The 12,856-nt window shown below is 47.6% G+C and carries 15 protein-coding genes; 6 read left to right on the top strand and 9 right to left on the bottom strand.

What is annotated here, in order from left to right; translation table 11 throughout:
* From alaS to N5910_RS01135, 9 genes are all read right to left on the bottom strand, one after another.
* The gene (gene alaS / locus N5910_RS01175) at positions 1 to 2,700 is read right to left on the bottom strand and encodes an alanine--tRNA ligase (protein ID WP_074358379.1); all 2,700 of its coding nucleotides are present in this window, start codon (positions 2,698 to 2,700) and stop codon (positions 1 to 3) included.
* Between the two features lie 90 nt (positions 2,701 to 2,790).
* Positions 2,791 to 3,099, bottom strand: coding sequence for a 50S ribosomal protein P1 (gene rpl12p, locus N5910_RS01170; RefSeq protein ID WP_074358378.1), 309 nt, complete (start codon positions 3,097 to 3,099; stop codon positions 2,791 to 2,793).
* A 49-nt stretch (positions 3,100 to 3,148) separates the two neighbouring features.
* Positions 3,149 to 4,156 carry a 50S ribosomal protein L10 gene (locus tag N5910_RS01165; protein ID WP_074358377.1) on the bottom strand — a complete coding sequence of 336 codons (1,008 nt, stop codon included), beginning with the start codon at positions 4,154 to 4,156 and terminating at the stop codon, positions 3,149 to 3,151.
* Positions 4,157 to 4,795, bottom strand: a complete 639-nt coding sequence (locus tag N5910_RS01160; RefSeq protein ID WP_074358376.1) for a 50S ribosomal protein L1 — start codon at positions 4,793 to 4,795, stop codon at positions 4,157 to 4,159.
* Between the two features lie 78 nt (positions 4,796 to 4,873).
* Positions 4,874 to 5,356, bottom strand: coding sequence for a 50S ribosomal protein L11 (locus N5910_RS01155; RefSeq protein WP_074358375.1), 483 nt, complete (start codon positions 5,354 to 5,356; stop codon positions 4,874 to 4,876).
* Complete coding sequence (locus N5910_RS01150) at positions 5,356 to 5,835, bottom strand: transcription elongation factor Spt5 (RefSeq protein ID WP_074358374.1); 480 nt, start codon at positions 5,833 to 5,835, stop codon at positions 5,356 to 5,358. Before N5910_RS01150 ends, N5910_RS01155 begins: the two co-directional genes overlap by 1 nt.
* A gap of 48 nt (positions 5,836 to 5,883) precedes the next feature.
* On the bottom strand, positions 5,884 to 6,063 hold the full coding sequence (locus tag N5910_RS01145; protein WP_074358373.1) for a protein translocase SEC61 complex subunit gamma: 180 nt from the start codon (positions 6,061 to 6,063) through the stop codon (positions 5,884 to 5,886).
* A 120-nt stretch (positions 6,064 to 6,183) separates the two neighbouring features.
* A complete protein-coding gene (gene ftsZ, locus N5910_RS01140) occupies positions 6,184 to 7,329 on the bottom strand; it encodes a cell division protein FtsZ (RefSeq protein ID WP_191216337.1) in 1,146 nt (381 codons plus the stop codon).
* A 267-nt stretch (positions 7,330 to 7,596) separates the two neighbouring features.
* The gene (locus N5910_RS01135) at positions 7,597 to 8,157 is read right to left on the bottom strand and encodes a pyruvate kinase alpha/beta domain-containing protein (protein ID WP_191216336.1); all 561 of its coding nucleotides are present in this window, start codon (positions 8,155 to 8,157) and stop codon (positions 7,597 to 7,599) included.
* A 222-nt stretch (positions 8,158 to 8,379) separates the two neighbouring features.
* Between N5910_RS01135 and comA the strand changes: the two genes are divergently transcribed.
* The 6 genes from comA (at position 8,380) to tfe (ending at position 12,844) form a co-directional block, all read left to right on the top strand.
* Positions 8,380 to 9,156, top strand: a complete 777-nt coding sequence (gene comA / locus N5910_RS01130; protein WP_074358371.1) for a phosphosulfolactate synthase — start codon at positions 8,380 to 8,382, stop codon at positions 9,154 to 9,156.
* Entirely contained in the window at positions 9,156 to 9,935 is a 780-nt protein-coding gene (locus N5910_RS01125) for an ATP-binding cassette domain-containing protein (RefSeq protein WP_074358370.1), read from the top strand. Before comA ends, N5910_RS01125 begins: the two co-directional genes overlap by 1 nt.
* Positions 9,936 to 9,979: 44 nt before the next feature.
* Positions 9,980 to 10,681, top strand: coding sequence for a GTP-binding protein (locus N5910_RS01120; protein ID WP_074358369.1), 702 nt, complete (start codon positions 9,980 to 9,982; stop codon positions 10,679 to 10,681).
* 16 nt (positions 10,682 to 10,697) lie between these two features.
* On the top strand, positions 10,698 to 11,375 hold the full coding sequence (locus tag N5910_RS01115) for a (Fe-S)-binding protein (RefSeq protein ID WP_191216335.1): 678 nt from the start codon (positions 10,698 to 10,700) through the stop codon (positions 11,373 to 11,375).
* Position 11,376: 1 nt separating this feature from the next.
* The gene (locus tag N5910_RS01110; RefSeq protein ID WP_084531105.1) at positions 11,377 to 12,216 is read left to right on the top strand and encodes a coenzyme F420-0:L-glutamate ligase; all 840 of its coding nucleotides are present in this window, start codon (positions 11,377 to 11,379) and stop codon (positions 12,214 to 12,216) included.
* A 109-nt stretch (positions 12,217 to 12,325) separates the two neighbouring features.
* Positions 12,326 to 12,844: a transcription factor E gene (gene tfe, locus N5910_RS01105; RefSeq protein ID WP_315901950.1), complete on the top strand. Its 519-nt coding sequence runs from the start codon at positions 12,326 to 12,328 to the stop codon at positions 12,842 to 12,844.
* The last annotated feature ends 12 nt before the right edge of the window (positions 12,845 to 12,856 follow it).

Below are 12,856 nucleotides of genomic sequence, written 5' to 3'. Positions count from 1 at the left end.
TTATCCCTCTTTGAACTCTTCTATAATTTTCCTGGCCTCTTCAAGGGCCCCTTCAACCCTGTCCTTCTCTGGTCCGGCTCCCTGTGCAAGTCCAGGTCTTCCTCCGCCTCCGCCGCCAAGGACCCTTGCAGCCCCTGATATAACCTCATTTATCTTCATCCCCCTCTTTACGGCGTCGTCTGATGCTGCTCCAACCAGTTTACCGTCCCTGTTTGCCAGGACCGCTGCATCAGCTTCATCTACAAGTTCAAGGGCCATTTTCTGCATTTCGTCCATGTCGGCGTCGACGGTGGCTATTATTACCCTGAACCCGTTTATTTCCTCTAAAGTCTCCTTTATTTCAAGGATCTTCAGTGCTGCAAGTTCCTCCTTGAGCCTTGACAGCTGGTTCCTGAGGGACTTCCATTCTGTGAAGAATCTTTCACAGGTACCTGGAAGCTGTGATGGTGTTACCTTGAATACATCCGCACCTGCCCTGAGGATGTCCCTTTCCCTCTGAATCAGTTCAACCGCTGCCTCGCCTGCAGAGAACTCTATCCTTTCAACACCGTCCTGTATACGTTCCGTCCTGTTGATCCTTATGAGGCCTATGTCACCGGTGCGCTTCACATGGGTCCCTGCACATGCCTGGACATCGATATCATCAATCTTAACAACCCTTATCCTTGAGCCAGGCACAACCCCTCCCTGGTAGAGTATGAAGCCATACCTCTTCTCTGCAAGGTCCCTTTCCATCCATTCCACTGAAACAGGGATGTTCCTCATGACGTATTCATTGGCAAGCCTCTCTATTTCATCAAGTTCATCCTTCGTGATCCTCCTGTAGTGTGAAAGATCTATCCTTGATCTTTTAAGGCCCTTCTGAGCCCCTGCCTGCCATATATGATCCCCAAGGACCTTTCTTGCCGATGATACTATGAGGTGGGTTGCTGTATGGTTCCGTGTGAGGGCTGCTCTCCTTCCAGCGTTGATACGGCCCCTTACACGTGTTCCTGGTTCAAGGTCAGCCTCCTGCTCTGTCCAGTGCACCACAACGTTGCCTATCTTCTCGGCGTGTTTTATGCTGAATTTCTCATCCCCCGCCTCTATGAATCCCGTGTCTGATGGCTGTCCGCCCCCTTCAGGGTAGAAGAGGGTCCTGTCAAGTATTATGCCTCCCTCATGGATTCCTATAATCTCCGCCTCGAATTCAATGGCTTCGGGTTCCTCATAGAAAAGGAGTTCCGTTGGGGGGTAATCAAGGTCTGTTTCCACAGCAGGGAGGTCCTTCTCTGTTTCATTCATCTCCGCAACCAGTGTGTAGAAGTTGTCTGGAATGTTAACCCTGAATCCCTTCTCCTCGGCTATTTCCTTTATGGTCTCGGGAGGTATCCCGTGGGAGTCATAGAGTTTTATGAGGATTTCAAGGGGCATCTCGGTCTTTTTATCCCTTTTAAGGTAATTAACAGTCTTTTCAACTATCCTTCTACCCCTTTTAACGGTCCTTGCGTAGCGGCGCTCCTCAAGGTCTATTATGTTCAGTATGTGTTCATGGTGGCTCCTTATCTCCGGGTACTTCCCTTCAAGGAAGTCTATCTGGATGTTCATAAGGTCCCTGAGGGACTCCTGCATCTCCAGCTCCTTCATGAGTCTGATGGTCCTTCTGATGAGTAGCCTTGCAAGGTAGCCCTCCTTCACGTTTGATGGTATCACGCCATCTGCAAGCATGAATGCCAGGCACCTTGTATGGTCAGCTATGGCGTATATGGATTCCATTGGCCCTATTGCCTGTTCAAGTTCGTCCACATCCATTCCAAGTTTATCGGCCACCCTTTTTCTGAGTTCTCTGAGATCTGCATAGGTCTCTATATCCATCATGCCGGCTACCTGTGCATTCTCTGCAAGTATCTTCTCATCAACACCCACACCTGTGAGTTCAACAAGTCTCTGTATCACAGGACCAAAGGATGCGTCGTAGGCTGTTGGTGTTCCCTGGGATATCCATGCGAACCTTTCAAGGCCATAACCAGTATCCACTATCTTCAGGGGGATCTCCTCCCTGCCCCCATCAGGGAGGTTCCTGTACTGTATGAATACGAGGGTTGCGAGTTCAACTCCACGGACACATACCTCATAGCATGGACCTGAGTTTCCTCCTCCCTCCCACCATGACTCGATAAAGGTTATTTCCTGAGGGTCAATACCGATGTGGGTTAAGAATTCATGACAGTAGGCTATCGTCTCATCCTCCCAGTATATTCTTTCATTCTGGGAGTTGAACGCGTGGTGACCCCCCATTGTAAAACAGGTCATGTGCCTTCCGGTTCTGCCCACATTGTCAACATCGTTAAGGCGTATGGAGGGCTGTGCAACAACAAGGGGGTTTGCAGGGGGCTTAACAAGCCCTGAGGTTACCCATGGCTGAAAATTGTATATGGATGCTCCAACAAGAAAAACATCATCCCGCCAGCGCTTTGCAAGTACAGGGTACCTCCTTATGGGTTCATGGCCCCTTTCAGCAAAGAAATCTATGAATTCCTCCTGTATCTTGTAGAGGTCATAGCTCCTGCTGGTCGCAGGGTTACCTATGAATTCATATTCATCGCAGGGCGCGTCTCCACATGTTCTGCGCTCTTTCATTGACCAGAATGTGTTCCCGCAGGATTCACATTTATACCTTTCATATCCTAGTTCCTGGAGCTGGCGAGACATGGTAATCATTGAGAACAGTTATTTAATGATAAAAATTAGTGTGAGAAAAATAAATATTTTTTGCCATTCATTCAAATGGCAGTATCATAAAAGGAGAAGTTAGCCGAAGAGAGCGCCAAGACCGGCTGCTGCTTCTTCTTCAGCTTCCTCTTCTTCCTCTTCTTCTTCCTCTTCAACTTCTTCAGCTTCTTCAGCTGCTGCTGGTGCTGCGGCTGCTGCTGGTGCTGCGGCTACAGCTGTTGTTTCCATTGCTTCTTCAATGTCAACATCTTCAAGGGCTGCTATAAGAGCCTTGACCCTTGCATCGTCCACTTCAGCACCTGCTGCTTCAAGGACGCTTTTAACGTTTTCTTCATTGATCTCTTTACCGGTTGTGTGCAATAACATTGCTGCGTATATGTATTCCATATGATCACCTCAAATATTATTTTTTTAGTTATTTATGCCAGTAAATGTTCTATCCGAAGAGGGCCCCCAGACCTGCTGCGGCATCCTCTTCCTCCTCTTCTTCTTCCTCTTCTTCCTCTTCCTCTTCAGGTTCTTCTTCTGCAGGGGCTGGCGTTGAAGCCCTTGCAGATAACTTATCCCTCAGTTCATCATCAACTGCATCCCCATTGACCTCTGCAGCTGCTGCTGCAAGTGCAAGCATCTGGGCATATGCCTTCGCCAGGAGAAGGTCTGCAGTCTTTGATGTGAGGATTGATGCATTGTATGCGAGGTTGAAGGATTTTGAAGCTGCATTCTGAATGATTGCAGGCATGGTCTCCCTGGTGTATATAACCGCATTAACTGAGAGATTGAATGCCTGTGAGAAAGCCCTCTGGATATCAGAAAGGGTCTTCTCTTCATCAATTGTCAGTATGTCTGCTGTGTAAACAGTCTGGTTTTCATATGCTGCCCTGAGGTCTATACCAACCTCAAGTGGCTGTATATCCAGTCTTGTAAGGATTCCAGCCACCTTTGGTGGTATCTCCTCCCCTTCCTTCACAACGGTATGGTCATTTGAGACCACTATTTTACCCTTATCAATCTTGGCAGGGATACCTATCTGCTGCAGTTCCCCGAGTATTGGACCCGGTGCGAATCCGGTGTCCCCCTTGGGGACAACTATATCTGCAGGGGCTATCGCGCCCGGTTTTGCAGGGGCAGGAGTTTTACTATCCTCAAGGATCTTGAAGAGTTTGAATGGATTCATATCCGTGAATATGAGTGCTGACTGGCCTTCCATATGCTCTGATAGTGACTCTATATTCTCCATCTCTTTGCCAGCGTTCTCCAGGGCAAGGCTGATCAGGGTCTTCTTGGACATTCTTATAAGTGCACTGTCACGGAGTGTCTGGCGCATCTTCTGAAGCTGCCTTGCAGGTATATCTGCAAGGTTAGCTATACCAACCACTTCATGACTTTTAATAAGGTCCTGGAGCTCCTGAACCTCTTTCTTCTTCCATTCAGCCACGTGAGCCATCTAAATCACCCTCACTACCGGGCCCATGGTTGTCTTAACGTACATGGACTTTAACTGGTTCCTGCCCTTTTCAAGTTTGCGGTCGATTGTCTGGAGGACCGCCTCTATGTTCTCGGCAAGTTTTTCATCGTCCATGTCCTCAGTACCCACCACCGTGTGAACCACAGGCTGATCCTTTATCCTCACCTTAACGGTGTCTCTGAGTTTTTTCAGGATGGGCTCCGGATTTATTGTTGCTGGCACTGGTTTAGGCATCTTCTTTCGAGGACCGAGAACAGGCCCCAGGAATCGCCCCACCAGAGGCATCATATCTGCCTGAGCCACGAAGAATTCATACTCGTTGGCAAGTTTCTTTGCCTTTTTCCTGTCCTTACCAAGTTCTTCGAGCTCTTCCTTGGTTATTACAAGGTCGGCTCCTGCATTCTTGGCCTGAAGGGCCAGTTCACCGTCAGCGATCACGGCGATCTTAACATCCTTGCCGCGCCCGTTGGGTAGAGAAACTTCCTCGTCAAACCGGTTCTCTGGTTTATTGACATCCAAGTCCTTGATGTTCATGATAACATCCATGGACTGTGTGAAGTTTCTCGGCCTTGACAGTTCCTTGGCCTTCTTCACCGCTTCCATTATCTCTTGTTTCATTATAAAATCCTCCATGAACTCAAAAAAATAAGTTCATATGGTAGGTTTAGTTATGTGATTCTCAAGATTTATAAATTTTTATGATGTTAGGAGATCATCGTAGGCTCCCTGGTCAACCTCCTTCTGGACTTCCCTGGGGTCCTTACCCTCAACGGTTATGCCCATGCTCACGCAGGTACCCATAATCTCCTTAACTGCCTGTTTGTATTCATTGGATAGCAGTGCATCGAATTTCATCCTTGCAATCTTAAGTATCTGCTCCATTGAGATGTCCGCTATCTTGTCCATTCCAGGGTCCTGTGACCCCTTCTCTAATTTGAGTTCATCCATGATCAGTGCAGTTGTTGGTGGTGTTCCCACTTCAACTTCGAACTCCTTTGTGTCGCTGTCCACGATGATCTTGACAGGAACCTTCATCCCTTCAAAGTCTGCGGTTTTCCTGTTTATCTCTTCAACAACCTGCATCATGTTAATTCCAAGCGGACCAATCGCAGGACCTAGAGGTGGTCCTGGAGTGGCTTTTCCACCATCAATAAGAATTTCAACGGTTTCTTTAGCCATTAATCAGCCTCCTTTTGTATTATTCTGATCTGATCACCTTTAACAGTTACAGGTATCGGGACCGCGGCCTCTATGAGTTCAAGGACAACCTCCTCCCTTGACTCATCTATACGTATAACCTTGGCCCTCTCACCCTTAAATGGACCTGATATCAGTTCAACGATACTGCCCTTCTTAATGGAGGATATTATTGGTTCTGGTTTAAGGAATCTCTTAACCTCTTCAAATTCTATCTCGGCTTCGCCCTCTGTTTTACCTTCCACAACACCCCTGAGGTGGGGAACCCTTATCGCAGGGTTTCTCATGTCAATTTTTGATGAGGACTCCACCAGAATATATCCTCTGAGTGATTCCGGGACGAGAATAGCGTTTATCTCAATACCGCTGTCCCTGACCTTCCTGGCCAGCATTCTGGCCACGTTTTTTTCCTGACCCACAGAGGTCTTAAGGGCGTATATGGAATTTTTACTATCTTCCATTAAGAACACAACCTTATATATATAATTCACTGTAATATGAGCATGCAGTCAGCGCCCGAGAAGCTGGGCAATGATACTGATTATGAAACCAACAACTCCTATTATTATTATACCTATACCCGTTACCTTTGACACGTTGATATATTCTTCCCTTGTGGGTTTTTTGGAAACCTTCAATACTCTTTTTGACTGTTTTATAAAATTCAGAATAGACTCCTTGTATTTCATGATTTATCCCCGCTAACGTAATATTATAAAAACAAGGATCGGGTCGGGATGAGTGATAGAGTACTCTATCACTCAAGATTTATAAATGTTTTCATTAAGTGGGGGTGGCTGGAAGAGATATCAGAATACTCCGTCTATAAATTCTTCCAGTACAGATTCATCAACTGAATCCTTACCGCGCTGTTTTTCCTCAATGAATTCCTTCTCTGCAGAAGCATGGGAACCATATATGTAGGGTGATCTCACACCCGCCACCACTATGGTTGTCCTTATGACATTCTGCAGTTCATCCTGGATCTGGGCACCCCATATTATGTTTGCATCAGGGTCCAGTTCCTCTGCAACAACCTCAACTATCCTTTCTGCCTCCTGGAGTGTGAGGTCGGAGCTTCCAGAGATGTTTATAAGGGCCCCCTTAGCATTGGATATGTCAAGGTCAAGCAGTGGACTGTTAAGGGCCTCATAGACAGATTCAAGGGCCCTGTCCCCGGATTCCGCTTCACCCATGCCTATCATTGCCATGCCTGAACCCTTCATTATGCTCCTCACATCAGCAAAGTCCAGGCTTACAAGTCCCGGTTTTGTTATCAGTTCTGTTATGCCCTTAACCGCCCTTCCAAGGATTTCATCAGCAACCATGAATGCCTTGTTAAGGGGCAGGTTGGGTGCCACCTCCAGGAGCTTGTCATTGGGTATGACGATGACGGTGTCCGCAGCGCTCTGGAGCTTCTCAAGGCCCTTCTCAGCGTTCTCCCTTCTTTTAAGACCTTCAGCGCTGAAGGGCATTGTTGCAACGGCTATGGTAAGTGCACCTGCCTTTTTGGCAAGCTTCGATATTACGGGTGCAGAACCTGTTCCTGTACCTCCTCCAAGGCCACAGGTAACGAAAACCATGTCTGCCCCTTCAAGTTCCCTGCGAATATCATCCTCGCTTTCCTCTGCGCACTCCTCTCCAACTTCAGGGATGCCTCCGGCCCCAAGACCTCCGCAGACATTCCTGCCGATGAGCAGTTTCCTGTCAGATACCGTGTAGAAGAGGTCCTGTGCATCTGTATTGATGGCTATTGTTTCAGCACCCTCAACACCAATCTCACTGAGCCTTGTCACGGTATTGTTACCCGCGCCACCTGTCCCAACAACATATATCCTTGCCCTGCTGTTTTCAATTATTTCCCTAAGTTCACTGTCGATGTCTGAATTCATTGAGCTGGAAGGTGGTTTTTCCCTTTTTTCAGATTCCTTTATGGCATCGTTAATGAATTTCAATTGCTACCCCCACAGTTATCTATAAGATATGTTATCGTAATAAGATATATTTAAAAGCAACGGTTATTCTGCCACTGATGGAGCCATCGCTCCTATTTCAAAATAAAAATCGGGTTCTGTGACCTATGAAAATACCGCCTCAAGGTTGGGGCCAGAAATGAATTTACTGTGGGGCCATGGGCACCGGAAGACGGTGGATTCACGACCCCTGTGATAAAAAGAATTTCTCACCAGAGGCAGTTATCAGCCCCCAGTACACCTTAAAGATCATGGACGGGGCATTGCAATGATCTCATGTATCCTTAGATCAAATACGCTGTTCATATGGGCCGGTGTTAGAACAACTGCTGTATCAGCACCCCATGCAGTGCCCCCGATGGCTATGACCTCCTCATCCACAGGTATTAGGCCTGCATCTGCAGCCATGATGGATATTTCAGCGCATACCTTGAATCCCTGTGAAACCATCCTGAGGGTCTCTGCCATTACTTCGACAGGGGTTACACCGCCAAATTTATTTGAAATACCCCTCCCCACTCCGCTGAGGGCATGTGAACCTGCATAGACCTTGACTCCCCTGCTGGTGAGCTTTTCCTCCATCTCAGGTTCGAGTTCAAGTTTTCCCTTCTCCCTGAAGCCTGCATGGTGCGTTATAGATACAATATTTCCCTCAACACTCTCAGATAATTTAAGGGCTGTTTCACCTGAGACAGATGCAACCACAAAGTTCCTGATCCCCAGCTCAGCTGCCCTTTCCTTCACAAGTTCAATAACCTTCTCGGTGTTTTCCTTTCCCGGACTTTCAAAGTAGCATATCTTACCCATCATAGGTACCAGCCTCATTCATTCAGGTAGCATGCTCTCCACAAGATGCCACCTGACAGTTTATATATGCAGCATTAATTATATCAGTTATCAGAATAAATTTTTTATAAGGATAGTAAAAAGAGAATTCTGATAATATGTCCCTTATAAAAGTTTTTATAAAGCAGGGAACATAGCAACTACCAAGTAAATGGTTTCTTCCAACCCACGCATGAAGGTGATAAGATGAACGCCTTTAATTTTCTAACACCCCCACGGGGTGGAAAACCCCGGAAAGCCGGGATAACCATGGTCCTTGATAAGGGAATGGGCCTCCAGGCAGCCCGGGACCTCATGGAAATATCATCAGATTACGTTGACTTCATTAAATTCGGGTGGGGAACCCTTCCCCTCCACAGACGCGATATTGTAATGGAAAAGGTGGAGATGTATCGTTCATTCAATGTTGAAGCCTACCCCGGCGGTACTCTCTTTGAAATCGCATACATCAATGGTATGGTTCCCGAGTACCTTGAAGAGGCCGGTGAAATTGGCTTTAAAACACTTGAAATATCCAACGGGACCGTTAACATTTCAAACGATGAAAAATGCCGTTTCATTGAGATGGCCGTGGACACTGGCTTCAATGTCATATCAGAAGTTGGTAAAAAGGACCCTGCACTTGACAGCCAGCTTGACCCTGAAGAACGTGTGGAACTCGTCTCTGAAGACCTCAATGCAGGGGCATCAATGGTGCTGATGGAAGCCAGGGAGAGCGGGCAGAACATAGGTATATATGACAGTAATGGAAACGTTAAAGAGGATGAAGTTAATTATCTAATTGAAAAACTCCCCTCAGATAGGATAATATGGGAAGCTCCCCAGAAAAATCAGCAGGTTTATTTCATTTTAAAAATTGGTCCAGATGTGAACCTTGGAAACATACCCCCCGAAGAGATAACAGCCCTTGAAACCATACGAAGAGGCCTTAGGGGAGACACTCTCGGAAAGGTGAATCTTTAATGATAGAGAAAATCATGGTAATTGGCGGCTACGACAAATACGGCGAAAAAGAGCCTGTGGAAAAGGTTGAAATAAAAAAAGGAGAAATATTTGGTGTTGTCGGTCCCACCGGCAGTGGTAAGAGTTCGCTCATAGGGGACATAGAGCAGCTGGCCCAGGAGGACACCTTCTCAAAGAGAAAGATCCTTGTGAATGATGAAGAACCGACCTACGAGGACCGTACAAATCCAAGGAAGAAGATGGTTGCCCAGCTATCCCAGAATATGAACTTTCTTGCGGATATGACCGTGGGCGACTTCCTAAGCCTCCACGCCAAGTGCCGGGGGGCCAGTGAAAAGTGTGTTGACAGGGTTATAGAACTTGCAAATACACTGACAGGCGAGCCGATAAAAAAGGAGAATGACCTCACCATCCTGAGCGGGGGGCAGTCAAGGGCCCTCATGGTTGCAGATGTGGCCATAATCAGCGACTCCCCAATCGTACTAATTGATGAAATCGAGAATGCCGGTATAAGAAAACATGACGCCCTCAATGTGCTTGCAGGTCACGGTAAAATAGTCCTAGTTGTAACCCACGACCCTGTCCTTGCCCTAATGACGGATAAGAGGATAGTCATGAAGCATGGGGGTATGCAGAAGATAGTTGAAACAACCCCCGCAGAGAAGAAGATATCCAAGGAACTCAACAAGATTGATGAGCTCATGCTGAGCCTCCGTGAAAAGGTGAGGAGAGGCGAACTCGTGGAGAGCATAGACCTCACGGACATAATAAAAACATAAGAGCAGAACCCAATCCACCACAAACCTTATGAGAAGTGAATCCTATGAGAATGGTAATTGTTGCTGGAACACCGGGATCCGGGAAGACCTCGGTGCTCATACACGCACTTAAGAGCCTCAAGTCAAGGGGACTGAAGTCATCCGTCGTCAAGATAGACTGCCTGTACACAGATGATGACAGGAAATTTGAAAGGATAGGTGTGCCGACCCTTGTTGGTCTATCAATGGACATGTGCCCGGACCACTACGCCATATACAACATAGATGACATGATAAAATGGGCTGATGCCAATGAATCTGATTTTCTCATAATTGAAACCGCAGGGCTCTGTCACCGATGCGCACCCTACACAAAGAACTGTCTTGGAGTATGCGTAATCGATGCAACAAGCGGTCCCAACACACCCCTCAAGGTGGGGCCCTTCCTCTCAACAGCAGACATTGCAGTTGTAACAAAGGGGGATATGATATCCCAGGCCGAGAGGGAAATATTCAGGGAACGTATACTTGAAGTTAATCCATCAGCCAAGATAATCGAGGCCAACGGTCTGAGCGGACAGGGATGCGTTGAACTTGCAGATGAAATGATAGAAAGCCATGAGGTGTCTCTGGAGAATGAGGAACTGAGACACTCAGCACCCCTGGCTGTCTGCACCCTCTGTGTGGGTGAGACAAGGGTGAACAAAAGGCACCACCGGGGAATACTCCGGAGGATAGATGGTTTCCAGAGCTATGAAGGAGAATAAGGAGAGGATCTTTTAAATGCCAGGAGATAAATCCCTTAGAGATACCATCACGGATCTGCTTCCAGGTTACAACTGCGGTATATGTGGTTATGCTCGCTGCGATGAATACGCCGCAGCCCTCCTCAAGGGCCGGACTGAGGTCGACCGATGCCACTTCATGTACCAGGAGTTATTCTCAGAGAACCTTAAAAGGCTCCAGGAGATTCTTAGAAAGGAGAACGTGATCCCTGAAGAGAAAAAAATAATAGGCGTCCTCGACGGCTACGAGGCAGACTTCATACTGAAACCCCTCCCTGAAGAAAACTCCTGCAGGGAGGTTCTCTTCCCCTTCACGCGCATGGAACTCAAAAAGGGGGATGTGATACGTTACAGGCCCCTGGGGTGTCCGATAACCCACTTCGCAGAGATAATAGATGAGAACCATGGACTGATAACGGTGCACATCGTGGGTCCCTGCCACCGCCTGGGCAGGGAGGACTTTGAATTCAAGGATGTTGGTGTCTGCATGGTGGGGGGCTTCGAGGGCATCATAGAGGGTGAAATCCCCAATATAGGTGAAACGGTCCGTTTTCTCCCGGCCCACTGTATGATGCAGAAGGTCCACTCAGGAGTGGTGGTGCAGATTGAAGGTAAAAGGGCCATAATAGAGGGTATCGACCTCAAGGTATGGGCCCCTCCAGTAAAGGCCAGATAGGATGCCTTCAATGAAATACTCTGCAATACCCGTAAAGACAGGCTACATCAGGCCCGGTGAGGGTATCTCAATGATCGTGGAGAGGGCCGGTGAACTGGTACTTGACGGCGATTTTCTTGTCATATCCGAAACCCCCGTCTCGGTTGCCCAGGGAGACCTTGTTGATGAGTCAGAGTTCGAACCATCCCTCCTTGCAATCTTTCTTGCCGATATCTGGTCAAAGTACATCTGGGGGTATCTCCTCGGACCACTCCTTGGAATTAAAGAAAGAACCATAAGAAACCTGAGGAGACTGCCTCCAGAGGCAAGGTCCCATAAGGAGGTTGTCCTCAGATACTACGGCCTTAAACACGCCCTTAAACCTGCATCAGAGGCTGGAATAGACCTGAGCAATGTCCCCGGGACCCTTGTATCTCTTTTACCTGAGAATCCAGCCGAAGCTGCCCGGAGGGTCGCTGATAAATTGATGGATGACTTCGACAGGGAAGTTACCGTGGTCATAGCCGATACCGATGCAACCTACAGGCTCCTGGGCCGGTACTTCACAGCCCTCCCTGTGGCCGCACCCGGAATAATACATGATACCGGAATTCTTGGCTACCTTGCAGGAAGGTTCTCATCAGGGTCATGGCCCACACCACTGGCATCATCAAGGCGCCTTGATGTTGAAACCCTCCTTGAAGTGGTATCTGTTGCTGAATCCTATCAGATGAGTCATGGTCCAAGGAGCACTGTTTATGAAATGGCTGAGGAACTGGAGGAAAGCCCCGGGAGGATCACTGCTGAGATGCTTGAATCCGTTGAACATACACCTGCCATCATAGTGAGGCCGGAATTATAAAATTTAAATAGGATTACCTACATAAATGGATGTGCGCCAGAAGATTTTAGCACAATCAGTGCAGTTACTTTTCAATGCTGGAGGATTTCAATTGGTTGATGAACAGGCAGTGCAAGAGTTGATCCATGAAATTATCACCGAAGATGAAGAAGAAGAGGCAGTGCCGGTCCTGAAGTGTCTCATGGAGGGAACCGTTACAGACGAGGAGATATCAGAGAAGACCCAGCTCAAGCTCAACATAGTTCGAAGGGTGCTCTACAAACTCTATGATGCCGGTGTTGCAAGCTACCGGCGGAGCAAGGACCCCGAGACACAGTGGTACACCTACACATGGAAGTTTGAACCAGGGAAGGTCACTGAAATGATAAAGAAGAAGCACAGTGAGATCGTGGAAAAGCTCAGGGAGGCCCTTGCATTCGAGGAGAACAACATGTTCTTTGTCTGTGTAAACGGCCACTACAGGTTCACCTTTGATGAGGCCGCTGAGGAGAACTTCACCTGCCCCGAGTGCGGCTCTGAAATGGAATTCATGGACAACTCTGAAATAATACAGCAGATAAAACACGAGCTCAGCCTCTATGAGAACAACGGTTTTGATGGAGGCCCCGACCCCGGGATGAATTCATAGAAAGATTCATTG

Source organism: Methanothermobacter wolfeii (assembly GCF_025397995.1).
In the GTDB taxonomy this organism is placed as follows: domain Archaea; phylum Methanobacteriota; class Methanobacteria; order Methanobacteriales; family Methanothermobacteraceae; genus Methanothermobacter; species Methanothermobacter wolfei.
The sequence above is the reverse complement of the archived record's forward strand: the minus strand, read 5'-3'. Positions and strand labels throughout refer to the sequence as shown.

Bases quoted from the DNA above. Each gene is read 5' to 3' on its own strand.
- N5910_RS01155 (WP_074358375.1), bottom strand. From the start codon at position 5,356: ATGGCTAAAGAAACCGTTGAAATTCTTATTGATGGTGGAAAAGCCACT.
- N5910_RS01150 (WP_074358374.1), bottom strand. From the start codon at position 5,835: ATGGAAGATAGTAAAAATTCCATATACGCCCTTAAGACCTCTGTGGGT.
- N5910_RS01110 (WP_084531105.1), top strand. From the start codon at position 11,377: ATGCCTTCAATGAAATACTCTGCAATACCCGTAAAGACAGGCTACATC.
- comA (WP_074358371.1), top strand. From the start codon at position 8,380: ATGAACGCCTTTAATTTTCTAACACCCCCACGGGGTGGAAAACCCCGG.
- N5910_RS01125 (WP_074358370.1), top strand. From the start codon at position 9,156: ATGATAGAGAAAATCATGGTAATTGGCGGCTACGACAAATACGGCGAA.
- N5910_RS01165 (WP_074358377.1), bottom strand. From the start codon at position 4,156: ATGGCTCACGTGGCTGAATGGAAGAAGAAAGAGGTTCAGGAGCTCCAG.
- N5910_RS01160 (WP_074358376.1), bottom strand. From the start codon at position 4,795: ATGAAACAAGAGATAATGGAAGCGGTGAAGAAGGCCAAGGAACTGTCA.
- N5910_RS01145 (WP_074358373.1), bottom strand. From the start codon at position 6,063: ATGAAATACAAGGAGTCTATTCTGAATTTTATAAAACAGTCAAAAAGA.
- alaS (WP_074358379.1), bottom strand. From the start codon at position 2,700: ATGATTACCATGTCTCGCCAGCTCCAGGAACTAGGATATGAAAGGTAT.
- N5910_RS01115 (WP_191216335.1), top strand. From the start codon at position 10,698: ATGCCAGGAGATAAATCCCTTAGAGATACCATCACGGATCTGCTTCCA.
- N5910_RS01135 (WP_191216336.1), bottom strand. From the start codon at position 8,157: ATGATGGGTAAGATATGCTACTTTGAAAGTCCGGGAAAGGAAAACACC.
- N5910_RS01120 (WP_074358369.1), top strand. From the start codon at position 9,980: ATGAGAATGGTAATTGTTGCTGGAACACCGGGATCCGGGAAGACCTCG.
- rpl12p (WP_074358378.1), bottom strand. From the start codon at position 3,099: ATGGAATACATATACGCAGCAATGTTATTGCACACAACCGGTAAAGAG.